Origin of the sequence: Tardiphaga robiniae (assembly GCF_013359755.1) — a bacterium.
Lineage (GTDB): Bacteria > Pseudomonadota > Alphaproteobacteria > Rhizobiales > Xanthobacteraceae > Tardiphaga > Tardiphaga robiniae.
In genome coordinates this window covers 226,684-247,636 of record NZ_JABMCJ010000094.1, presented here as the reverse complement: position 1 = coordinate 247,636, position 20,953 = coordinate 226,684, and the positions used below count along the sequence as shown (strand labels likewise).

Genomic DNA, 20,953 nt, shown 5'->3' with positions numbered 1-20,953 from the left:
TGGAAGCTTGCAGCGAATGTGTTAGTTTACCACATACCCTATGGGTCAGGCATCGAGCGCAGATGACATCGATTTTTTATGAAATCGAGTTTAGTGTCAGGAAGCGCAGATATCTGGGATATAATTCGAACCGGCGACGCGAACCCTTTGCGATCAGCCGGACAACATCGAGGTTTCGACCATGTCGGATCTAGACCGTAACTATGCTTCCCCCTTCGGCCGGGCCGGCGCGCGCGATGCCGCTGCCGTGGACGCCGGACTGCGCTCCTACATGCTGCGCATCTACAACTACATGACGATCGGTCTGGCCATCACCGGCCTGGCTGCTCTCGGCGTGTACATGGCCGCCGTTACTACCGACCCGTCGGGCGCCGCTGCCCGGATCGGCAGCTCCTACCTGACGCCGTTCGGCTACGCGATGTTCGTGAGCCCGCTGAAATGGGTGTTCATCCTAGCGCCGCTGGTGATGGTGTTCGCCATCTCGTTCGGCATCAACCGGCTGAAGCCGGCTACTGCGCAGTTGCTGTTCTGGGCCTTCGCGGCTCTGATGGGCATCTCGCTGTCGTCGATCTTCCTGGTGTACACGCACACGTCGATCGTGCGGGTGTTCTTCATCACCGCTGCCTCGTTCGGTGCGCTGAGCCTTTACGGCTACACCACCAAGCGTGACATGACGGGCATGGGCTCGTTCCTGCTGATGGGCCTGTTCGGCATCATCATCGCGAGCGTCGTGAACATCTTCGTCGCTTCGTCGATGCTGCAGTTCATCGTGTCGGTCGTCGGTGTGCTGATCTTCGCGGGCCTCACTGCCTACGATACCCAGCGGTTGAAGAACGACTACATCTACGGTTACGCCTCGCAGGGCGGCGATATCGCCGAGCGTGCGGCGATCACCGGTGCCCTGTCGCTCTACTTGAACTTCATCAACCTGTTCACGCTGCTGCTGCAGCTGCTCGGACAGCGCGAATAAGCTCAGAGCATAGAGAAGATCTTAGCCCCGGCCGAAAGGCCGGGGCTTTTCTTTTGGGCGGAGCAAAAATAGTCTCAGCGCCATGTCCGATATTGAAATCAGGCCCGCCACGGCGGCAGATCTGCCCGCGATCACCGCGATCTATGCCGAGGCGGTGCAGTTCGGCACGGCCACGTTCGAACTGATCCCACCAGATTTGGCCGAGATGACGCGGCGTTTCGAGGGGATGGTGAGCGGGGGCTATCCGTATCTCGCGGCTGTGCTGGAAGGCCGGGTTGTCGGCTATGCCTATGCCAGCGCGCATCGCCCGCGACCGGCCTATCGCTTTACCGTCGAGAATTCGATTTATCTCGATCCGAAAGCCCAACGGCGAGGCGTTGGCGGCAAACTTCTCGCGCGGCTGATCGCCGAATGCGAGAGCCGCGGCTACCGCCAGATGGTCGCCGTGATCGGTGACAGCGCGAATGCCGGCTCCATCGCGGTTCATCGCAATGCCGGATTTCAGATGGTTGGGGTGCATACCGATGTCGGGTTCAAGTTCGATCGCTGGCTTGATACCGTTTCGATGCAGCTCGCACTTGGCGACGGCGCCCGCACGCTTCCCTGACGCTCAGCGAATCGATTACACCACCGCCAGCTTGCGATCGATCACCAGGAGCACGCGGTCGAGTTCCTGGCCGCGGCGCAGAATCATGCCGCTGGCCGAAATCACGCTATACATGCCCTGCTTGCGCGCCAGTCGCGGATCTTTCTCGATGCGATAGAGCGGCACTTCCGACGAGCGGCGGAACACCGAGAACACCGCGCGGTCGCGCAGAAAGTCGATGGCGTAATCGCGCCACTCGCCGTCTGAGACCATACGGCCGTACAGATTGAGGATGCGGCTGAGCTCAAGGCGATTGAAGCTGACGACGGGCGCGGTGGCGGGTGATGCGGCGGCTTGGCCCGTCGCCGCGCGATTCTCGGTGGGCTCAGTATCTCCCGGAATCACATTCATGCAGCGCCTCCTGTCATATCGTCGACATGATCGCGCCGACCGCGGTCCTCTGCAAGGGCCGATCCGCAGGGCTGATGGTAGAAATTTCCCGTCACGGGAACGTCAGGTGAATCTTATTGCCGCCAAATTTTGGCCCATCGGGCGCCCTTCTGGATTGCGACAAGAAGATACTGCGTCGGGTCCGGTTCTTCCGGTCTCGGATTCCTCAGCCCCCAGCCCCCCGCGGTCGTTGGGATCGGACCCTGCGCAGGAAGTTAATCCCCACTGGGCCAACGCAAGTTGGTCCTTTTCTTTTTGGTGGATGCTTTTGCGAGACCATCAAACGTCATTGCGATAGGCGAAGCGACGAAGCAATCCAGTCTTCGCCGAGGGCTCACAATGGTGCGGGCATGCCACGCGTAAGCGCAGCAGCAGCCGAAGTTATCAATCTGAAGACTTACTGCAGCGACGTATAGGCCGCGCCGCGCATCGCGCCGGGCTTGTCGCGTGTGCCGTCTTGCACATAGACGACGGCGGCATCGACACCATCCCTGGAGATGTTCTCCAGCGGCAGCGTCCAGTTGGCGGCGTTGCCGGTCCAGTCACCGACCTTCAGCCAGTTCCGGACGACATTGTAGTAGGTCAGTTGCTTGCCGCGATTCTCGCCGCGCCCGACCGTGATCGGCACTGCCTTCGACACGGAACAGATCCAGACTTCGCCATGCGCCGTATCCGGCGCATTGCTCGATGCGGCAACGGACACGTTGACGTGTTTGCCGGAAACCGACATCGACACCGGCACCGTCATCACGGTGCCTTTCTTGGTTTCGCTGATCGCGCCCTGGATACGATCGGCATCGCTGCCGATCACCTGAGTGGCGCCGTTGACGACGACTTGCGGCGTGTAGACGTCGCGATCGCCGCGCATCTGTGAATAGGCCTTCTGCCGCGCGCTGAAACGCGAGTCGGCCAGCGTGTCCTTCCAGCCCAGGTAGTCCCAGTAGTCGATCGGCATGCTCAATGTGATCACCGACGGGTCTTTGGCGAGGTCGCCGATGATCTTGTCTGCAGGCGGGCAGGACGAGCAACCTTGCGAGGTAAACAGCTCCACCACGGCCCTAGGCTGGGCCAGCGCGCTACCGCTTGCTGCAATGGCGGCGCACACGCTGAGCGCGCCGGTCCACTGCGATATGCCGCCAAAGGATTTCATGAGGTTTTGCCACGCTCGAGGTGAGACACATAACAGACGGTGTCGCACATTGGTGTCGCTAACACGTTCATGCCCTCAAACGCCAGAAGGCGGCCCTTCATAGGCCGCCTTCTGTTCACTAGCCACTCACTTCGCGGTGAGGCACTACGTCACACCACGTATGGGCGTCAGGCTGCAAGCTGACGCAGCACGTAATGCAGGATGCCGCCATTGCGGTAATATTCGAGCTCGTCCAGCGTATCGATGCGGCAGAGCAGCGTCTCCTTGTGGAGTGAGCCATCGGCCGACACGATTTCCGCCACCATCTGCTGGCGCGGCTTGATGTCGCCGGTCAGGCCGCGGATCGTGACCTTCTCGTCGCCCTTGAGGCCGAGTTTCTTCCACGATGAGCCGTTCTCGAAGGTTAGCGGCAGAATGCCCATGCCGACCAGATTGGATCGATGAATACGTTCGAAGCTTTCGGTAATCACGGCGCGAACGCCGAGCAGACGGGTGCCCTTCGCAGCCCAGTCGCGCGACGAACCGTTGCCGTATTCGGCACCGCCGAACACGACCAGCGGCACTTGTTCGGCCTGATACTTCATCGCGGCGTCGTAGATCGACATGGCTTCGCCATCGGGCCAGTGCTTGGTCATGCCGCCTTCCGGCACGTTGCCGTCAGCACCCTGCATCATGAAGTTCTTGATGCGGATATTGGCAAAGGTGCCGCGCATCATCACTTCGTGGTTGCCGCGGCGCGTGCCGTACTGGTTGAAGTCGGCCGGGCGCACCTGGTGCTCCGACAGATACTTGCCCGCGGGTGAGGTGAGCTTGATCGAACCGGCAGGCGAGATGTGGTCGGTAGTGATCTTGTCGCCGAACAGAGCCAGGATGCGCGCATCGATGATGTCGGTGGTCGGCTCCGGTTCCTTCTTCATGCCTTCGAAGTAGGGTGGGTTCTGCACATAGGTCGAACCCATGTTCCACTTGTAGGTCTCGCTCTCGACCGTCTTGATCTTGCGCCAGTTGGCATCGCCGTCGAACACGTTTGCGTACTTCTTCTTGAAGATCGTCGACGTCACGTACTTCTTGATGAAGGCGTTGATATCCTTCGTGGTCGGCCAGATGTCTTTCAGGAACACCGGCTTGCCATCTTTACCTTCGCCGATCGGCTCGATCGCGAGATTCTTGGTCACCGTACCGGCAAGTGCGTGCGCGACGACCAGCGGCGGCGAGGCGAGATAGTTTGCCTGCACGTCCGGCGAGACGCGACCCTCGAAGTTACGGTTGCCCGAAAGAACCGCTGCGGCAACGATGCCGTTGTCGTTGATCGACTTCGAAATCTCCGGCGGCAGCGGGCCGGAATTGCCGATACAGGTGGTGCAGCCGAAGCCGACGAGATTGAAGCCGATCTTGTCGAGATCGAGCTGCAAGCCGGAATTGGCGAGATATTCAGCGACGACCTGCGAGCCCGGCGCCAGCGAGGTCTTCACCCACGGCTTGGTCTTGAGGCCCTTGGCCACGGCGTTACGTGCCAGCAGGCCGGCGGCGATCAGCACGCTCGGATTCGAGGTATTGGTGCAGGAGGTGATGGCAGCGATCACCACGTCGCCATGGCCGACATCGAAATTCTTGCCCTCGACGGGGAAGCGCGCGTTGTGGTTATCCGGCTTCTTGTATTCGGTGGTTAGCGCGGCAGAGAAGCCTTCGGCGATGGCGGGCAGTGCGACGCGGCCTTCCGGACGCTTCGGGCCGGCCATCGAGGGTACGACGTCGCCGAGATCGAGCTTCAGCGTTTCGGTGAACACCGGATCGGGCGACTTGGCGGTGCGGTACAGGCCCTGCGCCTTGGCATAAGCGGCAACCAGTGCGACACGCGCCGATTTGCGGCCCGAAGTTTTCAGATAGTCGATGGTGGCGGCATCGACCGGGAAGAAGCCGCAGGTCGCGCCATATTCCGGCGCCATATTTCCGATTGTCGCCTTGTCAGCGACCGACATGGCGTCGAGGCCGGGGCCGTAGAATTCCACGAACTTGCCGACGACGCCCTGCTTGCGCAGCATCTGGGTGACGGTGAGCACGAGGTCGGTGGCGGTGACGCCTTCCTTGAGTGCGCCCGACAGCTTGAAGCCGACCACGTCGGGCAGCAGCATCGACTGCGGCTGGCCTAGCATCGCGGCTTCCGCCTCGATGCCGCCGACGCCCCAGCCGAGCACGGCGAGGCCGTTGACCATGGTGGTGTGCGAGTCGGTGCCGACCAGCGTGTCCGGATAGGCGACCTCGAAGGTGCCGGTCTTCTTGCCGACCGTCATCTTCTGCTTCTTCGTCCAGACGGTCTGGGCGAGATATTCGAGATTGACCTGGTGGCAGATGCCGGTGCCGGGCGGCACGACGGAGAAATTCGAGAACGCGCTCTGGCCCCACTTCAGGAACTCGTAGCGCTCCTTGTTCTGCTTGTACTCTTCGGCGACGTTCTTGCCGAACGCCTTGTTGTCACCGAAGAAGTTCACGATCACCGAGTGGTCGATGACCAGATCGACCGGGACCAGCGGGTTGATCTTCTTGGGATCGCCCTTCAGCGCCTGCATCGCATTACGCATGGCAGCGAGATCGACCACCGCCGGGACGCCGGTGAAGTCCTGCATCAGCACGCGCGCAGGGCGGAACGAGATTTCGTGCTCAAGCTTGCGCTTCTTCAGCCATTTCGAGAAAGCAACGATGTCTTCCTTCTTGACGCTGCGGCCGTCCTCGTTGCGCAGCAGGTTTTCCAGCAGGACCTTCATCGAATAGGGCAGCTTCGAAATGCCTGTCAGACCATTTTTCTCAGCGAGCGGCAGGCTGTAGTACACGTAAGTTTTAGCGCCCACCTTGAGGGTTTTTTGGCACTTGAAACTGTCGAGCGAGGTCATGTGAAGGGGTCCCAATTCAGTTGACCGATACCCGGAAAAGGGTATCGAGACACCGTCGGCGGAGAAGGCCGGTTTGCTTGCAGGCGCCGATTGTGTGCTGCATCAAGTTCCGACTTATAGAATCTTTCTAGAACCGCTGCCATATCGACAATCGTTTGCAGCCCTGCGAAATGATGCAACAACGCCGCGGCGACCTCTGAGCCAAATCAGATGGTCATGGAAGGGTTAAGATGCGGCTCTCGGGGCGCAATTTACGATGCCTGCGGGGCGGCCGCGAAGTCTTCGCCGGGCTCGATTTCGATGCCACGGCAGGCAAGGCAGTGGCGGTCATTGGCCCTAACGGGGCAGGCAAAACCTCATTGCTGCGGTTGATCGCAGGCCTGCTGGCGCCGGCCGAGGGCTCCATCGCTCTCGAGGGCGGCGACGGCGAAATGACCGTTGCCGAACTGGCCCATTACCTGGGCCACCGCGACGCCATGAAGCCGGCTTTGACGGTGACGGAAAACCTGACCTTCTGGGCCGACTTCCTCGGTGGCACGCCGGCCGATCCAGCCACGTGCATTGCAGCAGTAGGTCTCTCCCATGCCGCAGCATTGCCCGCGGGTTTCTTGTCGGCCGGCCAGCGTCGCCGGCTGTCGATTGCGCGTCTGCTGACCGTCCGCCGGCCGATCTGGCTGCTCGACGAACCGACCGCAGCGCTGGATCTCGCCAGCCAGCGAGTGTTTGCGGGGCTGATGACGGATCATCTCGCATCGGGCGGACTGGTTATTGCCGCGACCCATGGTCCGCTCGGCATTCCCGCCCGGGAGTTGCGCATCGGGGGCGAGGCGTGAGTGCCCTTGGCGCGTTGATTCGCCGTGACATCCGTATTGCCGTCCGGGTCGGCGGCGGGGCGCTGATCGGTGTGCTGTTCTTTCTGACGGTTGTCGTGCTGATGCCTTTCGCGCTGGGGCCGGATCTGGCGCTGCTGGCACGACTGGGGCCGGCGATTCTATGGCTCGGGGCGCTGCTCGCGAGCCTGCTGACGCTGGACCGGTTGTTTACTGCCGATCACGACGATGGCTCGCTGGATCTCATTCTGATGAGCCGGACGCCACTGGAACTCGCCTGCGCTGCCAAGGCTCTCGCACATTGGTTGGCCGCGGGCGTGCCGCTGATCGCCGCGACGCCAGTGCTGGGGCTGCTGCTCAATCTCGACGGGCCGGCGACGCTGGCGGTCGCCCTGACGCTGTTGGCGGGCACGCCGGCGCTGACCTTCACCGGCATGATTGGCGCCGCGCTGGCGGTGACGCTGCAGCGCGGCGGGCTCTTGCTGGCGGTGCTGGTGTTGCCGTTGTCGATCCCGGTGCTGATTTTCGGCGTTGCGGCCTCCAATGCGGCCATCGCCGGACAGTTGTCATTCTCGACGCCATTCTCGATCCTCTGCGCGCTATCGCTGGCGAGCCTCGTGATCGGGCCTTTCGCGGCGGCGGCGAGCCTGCGGCATGGACTGGATTGAGACAGTTGGATGGATCACGACAGGCTGAGACACTGGATTGACCTGGGTCAACTCGTCGCGAGCCGTGTTGAACGAGAATAAGTTGCATTGATCGCGGACAGAGCCGCGACTATTGGAAATGCCATGACGCTGACCGAACTCGCCAATCCAACCCGGTTCCTGTCGCTCGCCACCCGCATCCTGCCGTGGCTGGCGATGGCGACGGGCATTCTGCTTGCGATCGGCTTGTATCAGTCGGCCATGGCCCCCGATGACTATCAGCAGGGCGCCACCGTCAAGATCATGTTCATCCATGTGCCGAACGCCTGGCTATCGATGTTCGTCTGGGGCGTCATGAGTGTGGCATCGCTGGGCACGCTGGTGTGGCGGCATCCGCTCGCCGATGTTGCAGCCAAGGCGGCGGCGCCGATCGGCGCGGCCTTCACCTTTCTCGCATTGGTCACGGGATCGCTGTGGGGCCGGCCGATGTGGGGCACCTATTGGGAATGGGACGCGCGACTGACTTCGGTGCTCATTCTGTTTCTGATGTATCTCGGCCTGATCGCGCTGTGGCGTGCCGTTGAAGACCCGTCGCGGGCGGCGCGCGCCGCGGCGGTGCTGACCTTGGTCGGCGCCATCAATATTCCGATCATCAAGTTCTCGGTCGATTGGTGGAATACGCTGCATCAGCCTGCGTCGGTGATGAAGATGGGCGGCTCGTCGCTCGACAAGTCGTTTCTGATCCCACTGCTGGTGATGGCGGTGGCATTCTCGCTGCTGTTCATCACACTGCATCTCGCGGCCATGCGTAACGAGATCCTGCGGCGCCGCCTGCGTGCGCTGCAGATGCTGCAGGCCTCAAAGCCGGTGGCACTCCCGTGATGGCGCTTGGTCCCTACGCATCTTTCATCGTCACGTCCTACGCGCTGGTCGCAGCGGTGGTGCTGATCCTCATCGTGTGGATCGCCATCGATCATCGTCGCGTCCGCGCGCGGCTGCATGAGTTGGAATCCTCCGGCGCGGCGCGGCGCTCGGGTCGTGGTGCGACGGATCTCACATGACCACGCAAGCCACTCCGAAGCGCCGCTGGATGCTCGCGCTGCCTCTGCTGATCTTTGCCGCGCTCGCGGCGCTGTTCTGGTTTCGGCTCGGAGCCGACCCCGCGAAACTGCCCTCGGCATTGATCGGCCGCGCCGCCCCGCAGACGGCGTTGCCCGCGCTGGATGGCCTCACCGATAGCGGCGCGCCGGTGCCGGGCCTCGATCCCGCGGCCTTTAAGGGCAAGGTCAGTCTCGTCAATGTCTGGGCGTCGTGGTGCGTGCCGTGCCACGAGGAGGCACCGCTGCTGACAGAACTCGGCAAGGACAAACGGCTGCAACTGGTCGGCATCAACTACAAGGACGCACCGGACAACGCGCGCCGCTTTCTCGGTCGTTACGGCAATCCGTTCGGCATCGTCGGCGTCGACGGCAACGGCCGCGCCGCGATCGAATGGGGCGTCTATGGCGTGCCCGAAACCTTCATCGTCGGCCGCGACGGCCGCATCGCCTACAAGATGGTCGGTGGCATCACGCAGGAAAATTACGAGCGCGTGCTGAAAGTCGAGATCGACAAGGCACTGCAGGCAGGGTCCTGACGCCTATTGATCGGTCGCCTCGAGCCGCCGGGCAATATGAAACGACTTCGCGGTCACCAGCCAGGCATCGCCGATGTGATGATAGGACAGGTAGTCGCAATACCAGAGCGTATCGATCCGGACGAGAACCTTGACCAGCGCCTGGGTCGGTGCGGCGAAGTCCACCAGCAACACCGCCTGTTCGCGCGGCGCGCCCTTGCTCTTTGGCGATGGTGTAGAGGCCAGCATCGCCTTGTAGTCTGCGGCCGGCAGCAAACGTAGGCTGCCGTCGCGCAGTCCATGCAGTTGTGCACTTCCGGCAAATACCTGATCGAAATGCGAGACGTCGTTATCGAACATCAGGTCGAAGTAGCATTCGACGGCATCGAGCAGTGATTGCGTTATCAGTCGGTCGGGCATCGGGATGCTCTTTCTTTGGGAGAGTGAGTCCGACGATGACACTTGACCCCTGCGCATGTCCTTGCGAACTTGGCTAATATCGAGCGCACTCGCGCAACGAATGGTCCTTTACTGACCTTAGATTGGTGGATCAGAAATCCAGTTGGACGATATTGATCGCCGAATTATCACGGAGCTTCAGGCCGACGGCCGCCTGAGTAACATCGAACTGGCCGATCGGGTCGGGTTGTCGCCGTCGCCGTGCTTGCGGCGGGTCAAGAACCTGGAGCGAGCGAGATACATCGATGGATACCGTGCGGCGTTGCGGCGTGAGCGCGTTGGATTGGGGTTTACGGCCTTCGTCGGTGTGAAGATCGACGGGCAGGCCAACAAGCGTGCAATCGCTTTCGAGAAGGCCGTCGTGGAGATGCCCGAGGTGGTCGCGTGCCATCTCGTATCGGGTGAGTCCGACTACTTCCTTGAAGTCGTCGTGCCCGAACTGGCCGACTATCAACGTTTTCTTGTCGGCAAGCTTCTCAACCTGTCCATCGTGCGCGAGGTGCGGAGCAATATCGCGATTCAAACGCTGAAGGCGGGCGCGCAGCTCCCGCTCGAACACTTGAAACCAGTCGCTCCCGAAGTAGGCGCGAAATAAACTTCAGCTTTTATCTGCGGTTCATTTTCGCGCCATGGCGGCGCCATGAATCCGCAGCTAGCTTGATGGCGTTACTTAACCGTCCTTGGAGGGACACCACGATGCGCCATTTCAAATTTGCTACTTTGACCGCTGCCGCTCTCACTCTGGGTCTGCTCGCATCCGCGCCGTCGATGGCGCAGTCGCCGCAGCCTGCTGCTCCCGCCGGCAAGATGGCTCCGGCCGCCACATCCAAGATGGCGCCTGCCAGCGAATCGAAGATGGCTCCGGCACCGAAGGCTGAATTGCTTGATCTCAACTCGGCGAGTGTCGAGGCGCTCGAGGCTCTGCCCGGCATCGGCAAGGCCTATTCGGCGGCCATCGTCAAAGGCCGTCCGTATAAGGGCAAGGACGAACTCGTGCAGAAGAAGATCGTGCCCGAGAAGACCTATGACGGCATCAAGGACAAGGTCATCGCCAAGCAGAAGAGCTAGGCGCGATCGCTTCGCTCGTCCGGAAACGCATCGGCGCAGCCGCGCCGGTGCGTTTTCTTTTGCGGTCCATCACGATCAGCCGATAACGCTGTCCTTCACCACATCGCCCAATGCGGCGAAGTCCGCCTTGCGCGGAGACGTCCGGCGAAAGGCGAGGCCGATGGTGCGGCCGGGCTGCGGATTCTCCAACCGCAGGAATTTGACGCGCTGGTCGCGTTGTTCGACATCGGCGGCGATCTGCGGGATCAACGTCACGCCATAGCCGCTGGCGACCATCTGCATCACCGTGGAGAGGCTGGACGCAGCGAAGGCCATGCCGTTGCCGCCAGACTGATGGCCGCGCGCTGCGGTGGCGCAGAAGGCCAGAGCCTGATCGCGCAGGCAGTGGCCGTCCTCCAGCAGGATCAATCGACTCTGGTCGATCTCCATCGCCTTGATGCGTTTGTCGGCCGGGCGGGGATCGTCTGCCGGCACCGCGAGCAGGAACAGATCGTCGAACAATTTGGCCGTATCGATCTCAGGCTCACCAAGCGGCAGCGCCAGCATCGCGGCATCGAGTGCGCCTGACTTGATATCGTCGACCAGTTGCCTGGTTTGCGTCTCGCGCAGCTCCAGCCGCAATTCCGGAAACTGTTTCTGTAGCACCGGCAGGATCCGCGGCAGCAGATACGGCGCCAGCGACGGGATCACGCCGAGCGTCAGCCGCCCGGTTAAGAGTCCGCCGCGATGCCGCGCAAAGTCCACCAAGTCGCGCGAGGCCGCCAGCACGTCCTCGCCGCGCCGCGCCACTTCGCGCCCGACATCGGTCAGCATCACCTCGCCGGGCCGGCGCTCCACCACCTTGACGCCCAGCGTCCGTTCGAGATCGCGTATCTGCATCGACAGCGCAGGCTGGGTGACGTTGCAGGCCTCGGCCGCGCGGCCGAAATGGCCGTGTTTGGCGAGCGCGGCGAGATAGCGGAGCTGGCGGAGCGTAATCATGGACCATCAGATAAACTGATCCAGAGTCGAAGACAATTCGACTGGACCTGATCTAAGAATTCTTCCAATCTCTCGTCACGAAGTCTGACTAGGGTAAGCGCCAAGCTTGCCGAGGAATTCGGCAGATAATTGAAATTAGACAGCTTTTGGGAAATTTGAGCGGGTTTTTGAAGGCGATCCGGCATGTCGGTGTTGCCTGGGACCGCTCATATTCCAAACAGCCAGAAGGAGAGACTGATGGACACGACGAATGAGAATGGCGCCGGCAAGTGCCCCGTTGCGCATACCCCCGCTGCCCGGGCCAATCGTGACTGGTGGCCGAACAAGCTAGACTTGTCGATTCTCCACCAGCACTCGTCGCTGTCCGATCCGATGGGCGATGCGTTCAACTACGCGGAGGAATTCAAGAAGCTCGATTACGAGGCGTTGAAAAACGACCTGCGCAAGCTGATGACCGATTCGCAGGACTGGTGGCCGGCTGATTTCGGACATTACGGTCCGCAGTTCATCCGCATGTCGTGGCACGCCGCTGGTACCTATCGGCTCAGCGATGGCCGTGGCGGTGGCGGTCGCGGTCAGCAGCGTTTTGCTCCGCTCAATTCCTGGCCGGACAACGTCAACATCGACAAGTCACGCCGCCTCCTGTGGCCGATCAAGCAGAAATACGGCAACAAGATCTCGTGGGCCGACCTGCTGATCCTGACCGGCAACGTGGCGCTGGAGACCATGGGTTTTCGCACCTTCGGTTTCGCGGCCGGTCGTGCCGACGTCTGGGAGCCTGATCAGGACGTGAATTGGGGTCCCGAATCCACGTGGCTGTCCCACCGGTCGCTCGACAAGTTCGAAGCTCCGCTCAGTGCCACGGAAATGGGCCTGATCTACGTGAATCCGGAAGGTCCGGGTGCCAGCGGCGATCCGGTAGCGGCCGCCAGCTTCATCCGCGAGACCTTCAAGCGCATGGCGATGAACGACGAGGAAACCGTGGCGCTGATCGCCGGCGGTCACACCTTCGGTAAGACCCATGGCGCTGCGCCTGAGTCCCACAAGGGTCCGGAGCCTGAAGCTGCCGGCCTGGAAGCGCAGGGCCTGGGCTGGAAGAGCAACTACGGTACTGGATCCGGTGCAGACGCCGTTGGTAGCGGCATTGAGGTCACCTGGACGCAGACGCCGGCGCAGTGGAGCAACTTCTTCTTCGAGAACCTGTTCAAGTATGAATGGGTGCAGACCCGCAGCCCCGGTGGGGCCATCCAGTGGGAGGCCAAGGACGCCGAGGAAGTGATCCCCGACGCGCATGATCCATCGAAGAAGCACAAGCCGACCATGCTCACGACGGATCTGTCCCTGCGTCTGGACCCGGCCTATGAGAAAATCTCACGCCGCTTCCTGCAGAATCCGCAGGCCTTCGCTGAAGCTTTTGCTCGGGCCTGGTTCAAGCTGACTCATCGCGACATGGGTCCGCGCGTGCGTTATCTCGGTCCGGAAGTGCCCAAGGAAGAGTTGATCTGGCAGGATCCGATCCCTGCGGTTGACTATCCGGTGATCGACGACACCGACGTCTCTGCGCTCAAGGCCAAGCTGCTGGCATCGGGCCTGACCGTGTCCGAATTGGTCAGCACGGCCTGGGCTTCGGCCTCCACCTTCCGTGGTGGCGACAAGCGTGGCGGTGCCAACGGCGCGCGTATCCGTCTGGCCCCCCAGAAGGACTGGGAGGTCAACCAGCCGGCTCAGCTAGCCAAGGTGTTGCAGGTGCTCGATGGAATCCGGAAGGAGTTCAACGCGGCGCAATCTGGTGACAAGCAGGTTTCGCTTGCCGACCTGATCGTCCTCGGCGGCAGCGCGGCGGTCGAGAAAGCCGCGAAGGATGCTGGCCTGGATGTGACCGTTCCGTTCTCTCCGGGGCGCGGCGACGCCTCGCAGGCGCAAACCGATGTGGAATCCTTCGAGGTGATGGAACCGGTCGCGGACGGCTTCCGTAACTACCTCAAGGCCACGTCGGCCGTACCGGCCGAAGTATCTTTGGTGGATCGCGCGCAATTGCTGACGCTGACTGCTCCGGAAATGACGGTTCTCGTCGGCGGCTTGCGAGTACTTGGTGCGAATTCCGGGCAGTCCGTGCGCGGTGTCTTCACCAAGACACCGGAGACGTTGACCAACGACTTCTTCATCAACCTGCTCGACATGAGCACGGAGTGGAAGGCGGTCGATGGCTCGAACAATGTGTACGAGGGACGTGATCGCAAGAGCGGCGAAGTCAGGTGGACCGGTACACGCGCCGATCTGGTCTTCGGTTCGCACTCGCAGCTGCGTGCCTTCGCGGAGGTCTATGCAAGCGCCGACGCCAAGCAGAAGTTCGTGAAGGACTTCGTCAAGGCTTGGGTGAAGGTGATGAACGCGGATCGTTTCGATCTTGTCGAGAAGCCGATACTGCAGGCGGCTGAGTAACCTCGGCCCGCCATCGTGAATATGAAAGCCCCTGCGACTATGTCGCGGGGGCTTTTTCTTGTCGCGCCGCGTCATACTCAACTGTCATCACTGACACTGCCGGTTACTGGATCCCGCTTTCGCGGCGATGAGAGTTTCGAAGAGTCTGAGCGCTCTGTGTCTTGCAGCTTTCTCCGAATCCCCGCACAAATGGCAAAATGTTTCTCCGGAGGATCTCCAGATGATGAAACTCTACTGGTCGCCGCGCTCGCGCTCATTCACGGCGCTTTGGCTGATGGAGGAAACCGGCGTCGCCTATGAGCGCGTGCTGACCGATATCTCCACCGGTGCGCAGCGCACGCTGGAATTCCTCGCCGTCAATCCGATGGGCAAGGTGCCGGCTCTGCAGGATGGCGACGCCACCATGGCCGAGGCTGCGGCAATCTGCGCTTATGTGGCCGAGCGCTATCCCGAGGCGAAGCTGGCACCTCCACTCGGCGATTCTCATCGCGCGAAATATCTCTATTGGTTGTTCTTTGCGCCGGGCTGTATCGAACCGGCGATCGCACAGATCGCGACCAAGATGGAGCTGAATCCGGTGGCCGCGGGCTGGGGCGATGCGCAGCGCGTGTTCGATGTGCTCGAAGCCGCGCTTGATGAAGGTCCATGGATTCTTGGCGCACAATTCTCTGCCGCCGATATCGCCATCGGTTCAGGACTGAACTTTGCCGTGCGCAATTTCAAGATGGTGCCGTCGCGCCCGGCGTTCGAGCGCTATCTCGATCGTTGCAGCGCCCGTCCGGCCTTCCAGCGTGCGATGGAATTTGCGTCGGGGGAAAAGACGTAAGGCGAATTACTCGCCTGCCTCTGCCTTCAACGCATCCGGATGCGGCATCGAGATGATGTTGTAGCCGGAGTCGACGAAATGCGTTTCGCCGGTCACGCCGCCGGAAAGATCCGACAGCAGATACAGCGCAGTGCCGCCGAGTTCTTCCAGTGTTACGCCACGGCCGAGCGGCGAATGTTTCTGCTGGAATGCGAACATCGCGCGGGAATCGCCGATGCCCGAGCCGGCCAGTGTACGTACCGGGCCAGCCGACACAGCGTTGACGCGAATGCCCTGGCGGCCAAAGTCAGATGCGAGATAACGCACCGAGGCTTCGAGAGCGGCCTTGGCAACGCCCATGACATTGTAGTTCGGCATCACGCGGGTCGATCCGCCAAAAGTTAGCGTGATCATGGCGCTGCCGGGCTTCATGATTTCCGACGCGCGCTTGGCGATTTCGGTGAAGGAGAAGCAGGAGATCACCATGGTGCGCGAGAAGTTCGCACGCGTGGTGTCGGCGTAGCGGCCCTTGAGTTCGTTCTTGTCGGAGAAACCGATGGCGTGGACCAGGAAATCCAGGCTGCCCCATTTCTCCTTGATCGCAGAGAACGTAGCATCGACGCTGGCGATGTCCTCGACGTCGCAGGGCAGGATCAGATCCGCATTGAGCGATTCCGCCAGCGGCTTGACGCGCTTGCCAAGCGCATCGCCTTGATAGGTGAAAGCCAGTTCGGCACCCTGCGCATGCAGGGCCTTGGCGATTCCCCACGCGATCGAATGATCATTGGCGACGCCCATGATCAATCCGCGCTTGCCCTGCATCAGTGATGGCATCGCGTTATGCGTCCATCCGCTTGAAGACCAGCGTGGCGTTGGTGCCGCCGAAGCCGAAGGAGTTCGACAGCACGGTGCCGACCTTCACATTGTCGATGCGCTTGCGCACGATCGGCATGTCGGCGAACACCGGATCGAGTTCGGTGATGTTGCCGCTCTCGCAGATAAACCCGTTCTGCATCATCAGCAGCGAGTAGATTGCTTCCTGCACGCCGGTGGCGCCTAGCGAGTGGCCGGTGAGAGCCTTGGTCGCCGAGATTGGCGGGCATTTCTCGCCAGTGCCGAACACGTTGCGGATCGCCTGCATTTCCGGCGGGTCGCCGGCTGGCGTCGAGGTCGCATGCGGGTTGATGTAGTCGATCTTGATGCCGCCGGTGGTGGCCAGCGCCATCTTCATGCAACGCTCTGCGCCTTCGCCGGACGGGGCGACCATGTCGTAACCGTCCGAGGTGGCGCCGTAGCCGATGATTTCGCCATAGATCTTGGCGCCGCGTGCTTTCGCATGCTCGAGTTCTTCGACCACGACCACGCCGGCGCCGCCGGCGATGACGAAGCCGTCACGGCTGACGTCATAGGGACGCGAGGCCGTCGATGGGGTGTCGTTATACTTCGAGGACATTGCGCCCATGGCGTCGAACAGCACCGAGAGCGACCAGTCGAGCTCTTCGCAGCCGCCGGCGAATACGACGTCCTGCTTGCCCCACTGGATCATCTCATAGGCATTGCCGATGCAGTGGTTCGAGGTCGCGCAGGCCGAAGAGATCGAATAGTTCACGCCCTTGATCTTGAACCAGGTCGCGAGCGTGGCGGATGCCGTCGAGGACATCGCCTTCGGCACCGCGAACGGACCAACGCGCTTCGGACCCTTCGTTCGCGTGATGTCCGCGGCTTCGACGATAGTGCGTGCGGAAGGTCCGCCCGAGCCCATGATGATGCCGGTGCGCTCGTTCGAGATGTCCGACTCTTCGAGACCGGAGTCCTGGATCGCCTGTTCCATGGCGATGTGATTCCATGCGGCGCCTTCGCCGAGGAAGCGCATCGCGCGGCGGTCGATCACATCGGCCGGATTGATGGTCGGTGCGCCTTGCACCTGCGAACGGAAACCGAGCTCTGCGTATTTGTCGGCGCGTGTGATGCCCGACTTTGCCTCATGGAGGCTCGCAAGCACTTCCTGAGTGTTGTTTCCGATAGATGAGACAATGCCCATCCCCGTGACGACAACCCGCCTCATGATCGCCTCGCCCTTTGAATTACGTTGTTGTGGAACTGGCGGTCGCCCCCTCGGAGACCGCCGTTGAATGGCACCCGGTAGATCACGTTCCCGGCTGCAATGCGGCAGGTGCTTCCTGCTTGAACAGGCCGACCTTCAGGTCCTTGGCGCGATAGATAATCTCGCCATCGGCCGAAAGCGAGCCGTCGGCAATCCCCAACCACAATTTTGAACGCATCACGCGCTTGATATCGATGGTGTACACGACCTTTTTGACGTTCGGGAGAACCTGGCCGGAAAACTTCAGCTCGCTGAGCCCGAGCGCGCGACCGGGGCCGATGCCGCCCGACCAGCCCAGAAAGAACCCGACCATCTGCCACATGGCGTCCAGGCCGAGGCAGCCCGGCATGACCGGATCGCCCTTGAAGTGGCAGGCAAAGAACCAGAGGTCCGAATTGACGTCGAGTTCAGCGCGCACGAGACCCTTGCCGAATTCGCCGCCATCAGCCGTGATCTCGGTGATGCGGTCGAACATCAGCATCGGCGGCAGCGGCAATTGAGCATTGCCTGGTCCGAACAGCTCGCCGCGGCCGCAGGCCAGCAGGTCTTCATATGCGTAGCTGTTGCGTTGTTCCTGGATCATGCCGGCTTTCTGGGTCCATCGATGGTGGTAGCTACCCCGGGTGGAGTCGCCACATATAGAATTGTTCCAAATGACACGGGAACTTGCCCCGGTTGGGCGCTCTCTATCATAGGCTTATGGGGCGGCAAAGCGGCGGATCGCCTGCTTTTGGCGGGTTATTGACCATGTTGCGATGCACTGCGGAAGCATCCCTTCTGATGCATGGCTCCTAGTTGCGAAAACCTTGCATCTGAGGCCCCGCCTTTCTATAATAGAAGGCTAATTCAGTGTTCTTTTTGAGCGTGAACGGCAGGATTACTGACGTGGATATGAGCGACAGCGTTTCAGTTCTGGATGACGCAGCTGCGGTTGCGGAAATCAATCACGGCCGCCAGCCGGCTTTGACTGGTTGCCCGTGGCATGACGTCAATGAGATGCTGCAATCAGTCGGCTTGCGCCCCACTCGTCAGCGCATGGCGCTGGGCTGGCTGCTGTTCGGCAAGGGCGCGCGTCATCTCACTGCGGAAATGCTGTACGAGGAAGCGACTCTCGCCAAGGTGCCGGTGTCGCTGGCGACCGTTTACAACACGCTCAATCAGCTCACGGATTCCGGCCTGCTTCGTCAGGTCAGCGTCGATGGTACGAAGACCTATTTCGATACCAATGTGACCTCGCATCACCACTACTATCTCGAGAACAACCACGAGCTGGTCGATATTCCGGACCAGAACCTCGTGCTGACCAAGATGCCGGAAGTCCCCGAGGGCTTCGAGATCAGCCGCATCGACATGGTCGTTCGTCTGCGCAAAAAGCGCTAACGGCTTTATCCAAATTCTGAAGTTATTTGCGCCGCCGAACCGTTTTCGGCGGCGTTTGCTCGCCAGCTGCAGTCGTCGCCACGATCGCGCGGGCAAGGGAGCGGCCGGTGCATTCGTAGCCGGCTGCGGAATTGTGTAGTCCGTCCCAGGCCGTCAGCGCACTTATGGAGAGCCCTGCGTCCACTGCACGGCGCATCAGCTCGAAGCGCGAGAACAGCGGCACGCGTTCCTGCTGGGCGGCGTCAGCTATGCTCGCCTGCATCTTGGAATATTGCGATGCGAGAATGACGGGCGCGTATTGCTGATCCATCAGGATCACGTCGGCGCCGTCAGCCTTCAGCAGGCGGATGCCCTCGACGATCCTGCCGGTCAGGCTGTCAGCGCTTTGCAGCCAGGTCACGTCATTGGTGCCGATCTGCCAGATCACCAGATCCGGGCGATGCGCCAGCACATCGCGGTCGAAGCGGGCGATATTGCCCGGGATCGTGTCGGCGTTCCGCCCACTATTGATGACCTCCAGCCGCAGTCCCGGCTTCAGGTGTTGCAGCTCGCTCTGCAGCATGCCGGGATAGGTTTTGGCGGGGTCGGATTGCCACAGGCCGAGCGTCGAGGACGAGCCCATGGCGACGATCTTGAGCGGGCCACCGGTTTTGAGCGCAGCCACGGTGCGCGGAAGGGTCGCATCACCAGACAGCCGCTGATCCACAGCCAGACACGTCTCAGTGGCGGATTGCGCACGAGCCGGGCCGGACCATGACAGCGCTGCCATGGCGACCACTGCGCCGGCGCAGGTCAAGCTCCCGATGCGGGATGTGCTCAGTTCACCTTCTCGTCGGCGTAGACGCCCCATAGCCGTTGCTGTTCGATCCAGCCATCAAAGCCGTTGCCGATCACCCGGCACCAGCCATTGTTGCAGCGCTTTACCTGCGCCACGACACCCGCCTGTAACCGCGCTGCGACGGCGCTGGTCGCATCCGGATTGTCGTAGATCGAGGCGAGTTCGTCCTTGGATTTCATGGTCACGACCGCGGTGCGGCGGCCGGACAGCAGCGAGTGATAGACCCAGCCCTCGGCGCCCTCGGAATCGCGGACGCGGCGCCAGTTCTCGTATTCGGCGGTGATCTCCACCGGCAGGCCGGAGCGAGTATAGACCCAGGCGACATCGTTGTCCTTGGTGGGGCCGGCGCGGACATTAACGTGATCCGACTTGAGGCTGACGTAGCGCGGCACCGGCAGGCCGCTGGCGCCCAGCGGCGTGTCCTTGGCAGCGAGAGCCGGATCGATTGCTGCCGCGATCAGAGTACCCATCGCCAACATCGCACACGCAAATCGCCGGAACGCCATCAACCCCACCTCAACCCAATCCAAAGAACGCAAGTGCCGCCGCGCCGCACGCGCCTGTTGGGTTCTTGTTTTGGCTTGGTCTTCTGCTAGAGAGGACCGAAGGCCAAGGCACCAAAAAGGGTGTCGGGGAACCCGAGGAAACGGTGAATTCGCGGCTGCGGCAGTTTCGAACAACCGGGTTAATGCGGACTGAACGGATTAGCCAAAGCGCGAGTGAGCAGGACATGTCGGTCAAGAAAAAGCCTCTCGTCATCGTCACGCGCAAGCTGCCGGACTCGATCGAGACCCGCATGCGCGAACTGTTCGATGCGCACATCAATCTCGACGACACGCCTCTGACGCCCGAGCAACTCGCTGAAGCGACCCGCACCGCCGACGTGCTGGTGCCGACGGTCACCGACGAAATCACCAAAGAGCTGCTCGAGCACCCCGACTGCAAGCTCCGGCTGATCGCCAATTTTGGTAACGGCGTCGACAATATTGACGTCACCGCGGCCCACGCCCGCGGCATCACCGTCACCAATACGCCGAAGGTGCTCACTGAAGACACCGCCGATATGACCATGTCGATGATCCTCGCAGTGCCGCGCCGGCTGATCGAGGGTGCCTCGATCCTGACCGAAGGCAAGGACTGGCAGGGCTGGTCGCCGACCTGGATGCTGGGCAAGCGGCTTGGCGGCAAGCGGCTCGGTATCATCGGCATGGGCCGCATCGGCCAGGCCGTCGCGCGCCGCGCCCGCGCTTTCGGGCTACAGATCCACTATCACAACCGCAAACCCGTCGCGCCGAAGATCGCCGAAGAACTCGGTGCGACTTATTGGGACTCGCTCGACCAGATGCTGGCGCGCATGGACATCATCTCGGTGAACTGTCCGCATACGCCGGCAACGTTCCACCTGTTGTCAGCACGTCGTCTCAAGCTGATCCGCAAGGACGCCTATATCGTCAATACCGCGCGGGGCGAGGTGATCGACGAAGAGACGATGATCAAGCTGATCGAGTCGGGCGACATTGCCGGTGCCGCGCTCGACGTGTTCGAACATGAGCCCGCGGTGAGTCCGAAACTGGTGCGGCTCGCGCGCGCCGGCAAAGTGGTATTGTTGCCGCATATGGGCTCGGCGACGATCGAAGGCCGTGTCGAGATGGGCGAGAAAGTCATCATCAACATCCGTGCCTTCCTCGACAATCATAAGCCGCCGGATCGTGTGCTTCCGAACATGCTGTGAGGCGAAGC

At 61.6% G+C, this 20,953-nt stretch carries 23 protein-coding genes; 13 read left to right on the top strand and 10 right to left on the bottom strand.

Annotated elements, in window-relative coordinates; all coding sequences use genetic code 11:
- Positions 1-181: 181 nt before the first annotated feature.
- Together HP556_RS27440 and HP556_RS27435 are read left to right on the top strand one after the other, a co-directional pair.
- Positions 182-970, top strand: a complete 789-nt coding sequence (locus HP556_RS27440; RefSeq protein WP_089263288.1) for a Bax inhibitor-1/YccA family protein — start codon at positions 182-184, stop codon at positions 968-970.
- Positions 971-1,052: 82 nt separating this feature from the next.
- The gene (locus tag HP556_RS27435; protein ID WP_089263290.1) at positions 1,053-1,577 is read left to right on the top strand and encodes a GNAT family N-acetyltransferase; all 525 of its coding nucleotides are present in this window, start codon (positions 1,053-1,055) and stop codon (positions 1,575-1,577) included.
- Positions 1,578-1,592: 15 nt separating this feature from the next.
- On the opposite strand, the gene HP556_RS27430 is transcribed toward HP556_RS27435, so the two are convergent.
- The 3 genes from HP556_RS27430 to acnA form a co-directional block, all read right to left on the bottom strand.
- The gene (locus HP556_RS27430; protein WP_175369277.1) at positions 1,593-1,967 is read right to left on the bottom strand and encodes a DUF2794 domain-containing protein; all 375 of its coding nucleotides are present in this window, start codon (positions 1,965-1,967) and stop codon (positions 1,593-1,595) included.
- A 436-nt stretch (positions 1,968-2,403) separates the two neighbouring features.
- Positions 2,404-3,156 carry a DUF1223 domain-containing protein gene (locus tag HP556_RS27425; RefSeq protein WP_175369276.1) on the bottom strand — a complete coding sequence of 251 codons (753 nt, stop codon included), beginning with the start codon at positions 3,154-3,156 and terminating at the stop codon, positions 2,404-2,406.
- 167 nt (positions 3,157-3,323) lie between these two features.
- The gene (gene acnA, locus HP556_RS27420; protein ID WP_175369275.1) at positions 3,324-6,044 is read right to left on the bottom strand and encodes an aconitate hydratase AcnA; all 2,721 of its coding nucleotides are present in this window, start codon (positions 6,042-6,044) and stop codon (positions 3,324-3,326) included.
- A gap of 230 nt (positions 6,045-6,274) precedes the next feature.
- Here acnA and ccmA point away from each other — a divergent pair, with 230 nt between their 5' ends.
- The 5 genes from ccmA (at position 6,275) to HP556_RS27395 (ending at position 9,157) form a co-directional block, all read left to right on the top strand.
- Positions 6,275-6,877 carry a heme ABC exporter ATP-binding protein CcmA gene (gene ccmA, locus HP556_RS27415; RefSeq protein ID WP_175369274.1) on the top strand — a complete coding sequence of 201 codons (603 nt, stop codon included), beginning with the start codon at positions 6,275-6,277 and terminating at the stop codon, positions 6,875-6,877.
- Positions 6,874-7,542 (top strand): heme exporter protein CcmB, encoded by a 669-nt coding sequence (gene ccmB / locus HP556_RS27410; RefSeq protein WP_175369273.1) that lies wholly within the window; start codon positions 6,874-6,876, stop codon positions 7,540-7,542. The genes ccmA and ccmB overlap by 4 nt, the downstream gene beginning before the upstream one ends.
- Positions 7,543-7,665: 123 nt before the next feature.
- A complete protein-coding gene (locus HP556_RS27405) occupies positions 7,666-8,403 on the top strand; it encodes a heme ABC transporter permease (protein ID WP_175369272.1) in 738 nt (245 codons plus the stop codon).
- Positions 8,403-8,582, top strand: coding sequence for a heme exporter protein CcmD (gene ccmD, locus HP556_RS27400; RefSeq protein WP_175369271.1), 180 nt, complete (start codon positions 8,403-8,405; stop codon positions 8,580-8,582). Before HP556_RS27405 ends, ccmD begins: the two co-directional genes overlap by 1 nt.
- Positions 8,579-9,157, top strand: a complete 579-nt coding sequence (locus HP556_RS27395) for a DsbE family thiol:disulfide interchange protein (RefSeq protein ID WP_175369270.1) — start codon at positions 8,579-8,581, stop codon at positions 9,155-9,157. Before ccmD ends, HP556_RS27395 begins: the two co-directional genes overlap by 4 nt.
- 3 nt (positions 9,158-9,160) lie before the next feature.
- On the opposite strand, the gene HP556_RS27390 is transcribed toward HP556_RS27395, so the two are convergent.
- A complete protein-coding gene (locus HP556_RS27390; protein ID WP_175369269.1) occupies positions 9,161-9,556 on the bottom strand; it encodes a nuclear transport factor 2 family protein in 396 nt (131 codons plus the stop codon).
- A 136-nt stretch (positions 9,557-9,692) separates the two neighbouring features.
- On the opposite strand from HP556_RS27390, the gene HP556_RS27385 reads away from it, so the two are divergent.
- Both HP556_RS27385 and HP556_RS27380 read left to right on the top strand, forming a co-directional pair.
- The gene (locus tag HP556_RS27385; RefSeq protein WP_175369610.1) at positions 9,693-10,190 is read left to right on the top strand and encodes an Lrp/AsnC family transcriptional regulator; all 498 of its coding nucleotides are present in this window, start codon (positions 9,693-9,695) and stop codon (positions 10,188-10,190) included.
- A gap of 101 nt (positions 10,191-10,291) precedes the next feature.
- The gene (locus tag HP556_RS27380; RefSeq protein WP_089263307.1) at positions 10,292-10,663 is read left to right on the top strand and encodes a ComEA family DNA-binding protein; all 372 of its coding nucleotides are present in this window, start codon (positions 10,292-10,294) and stop codon (positions 10,661-10,663) included.
- Positions 10,664-10,738: 75 nt separating this feature from the next.
- On the opposite strand, the gene HP556_RS27375 is transcribed toward HP556_RS27380, so the two are convergent.
- On the bottom strand, positions 10,739-11,644 hold the full coding sequence (locus HP556_RS27375; RefSeq protein ID WP_093757738.1) for a LysR substrate-binding domain-containing protein: 906 nt from the start codon (positions 11,642-11,644) through the stop codon (positions 10,739-10,741).
- A gap of 237 nt (positions 11,645-11,881) precedes the next feature.
- Between HP556_RS27375 and katG the strand changes: the two genes are divergently transcribed.
- Together katG and HP556_RS27365 are read left to right on the top strand one after the other, a co-directional pair.
- Positions 11,882-14,086 (top strand): catalase/peroxidase HPI, encoded by a 2,205-nt coding sequence (gene katG, locus HP556_RS27370; protein WP_175369268.1) that lies wholly within the window; start codon positions 11,882-11,884, stop codon positions 14,084-14,086.
- A gap of 220 nt (positions 14,087-14,306) precedes the next feature.
- A complete protein-coding gene (locus HP556_RS27365; protein WP_089263313.1) occupies positions 14,307-14,912 on the top strand; it encodes a glutathione S-transferase family protein in 606 nt (201 codons plus the stop codon).
- Between the two features lie 6 nt (positions 14,913-14,918).
- On the opposite strand, the gene fabI is transcribed toward HP556_RS27365, so the two are convergent.
- The 3 genes from fabI to fabA all read right to left on the bottom strand — a co-directional run bounded on the left by fabI (position 14,919) and on the right by fabA (position 17,578).
- A complete protein-coding gene (gene fabI, locus HP556_RS27360; protein WP_120287609.1) occupies positions 14,919-15,725 on the bottom strand; it encodes an enoyl-ACP reductase FabI in 807 nt (268 codons plus the stop codon).
- 4 nt (positions 15,726-15,729) lie between these two features.
- On the bottom strand, positions 15,730-16,956 hold the full coding sequence (fabB, locus tag HP556_RS27355; protein ID WP_068730055.1) for a beta-ketoacyl-ACP synthase I: 1,227 nt from the start codon (positions 16,954-16,956) through the stop codon (positions 15,730-15,732).
- A gap of 82 nt (positions 16,957-17,038) precedes the next feature.
- Positions 17,039-17,578, bottom strand: coding sequence for a bifunctional 3-hydroxydecanoyl-ACP dehydratase/trans-2-decenoyl-ACP isomerase (gene fabA, locus HP556_RS27350; protein WP_210269351.1), 540 nt, complete (start codon positions 17,576-17,578; stop codon positions 17,039-17,041).
- 308 nt (positions 17,579-17,886) lie between these two features.
- On the opposite strand from fabA, the gene irrA reads away from it, so the two are divergent.
- Entirely contained in the window at positions 17,887-18,375 is a 489-nt protein-coding gene (irrA, locus tag HP556_RS27345) for an iron response transcriptional regulator IrrA (protein ID WP_089263317.1), read from the top strand.
- Between the two features lie 22 nt (positions 18,376-18,397).
- Here irrA and HP556_RS27340 read toward each other — a convergent pair whose 3' ends face one another.
- Together HP556_RS27340 and HP556_RS27335 are read right to left on the bottom strand one after the other, a co-directional pair.
- Positions 18,398-19,144, bottom strand: a complete 747-nt coding sequence (locus tag HP556_RS27340) for an SGNH/GDSL hydrolase family protein (RefSeq protein WP_175369267.1) — start codon at positions 19,142-19,144, stop codon at positions 18,398-18,400.
- A 47-nt stretch (positions 19,145-19,191) separates the two neighbouring features.
- Positions 19,192-19,719: an SH3 domain-containing protein gene (locus HP556_RS27335; protein ID WP_068730049.1), complete on the bottom strand. Its 528-nt coding sequence runs from the start codon at positions 19,717-19,719 to the stop codon at positions 19,192-19,194.
- Between the two features lie 224 nt (positions 19,720-19,943).
- On the opposite strand from HP556_RS27335, the gene HP556_RS27330 reads away from it, so the two are divergent.
- Positions 19,944-20,945, top strand: coding sequence for a 2-hydroxyacid dehydrogenase (locus HP556_RS27330; RefSeq protein WP_120287607.1), 1,002 nt, complete (start codon positions 19,944-19,946; stop codon positions 20,943-20,945).
- Positions 20,946-20,953 lie beyond the last annotated feature (8 nt).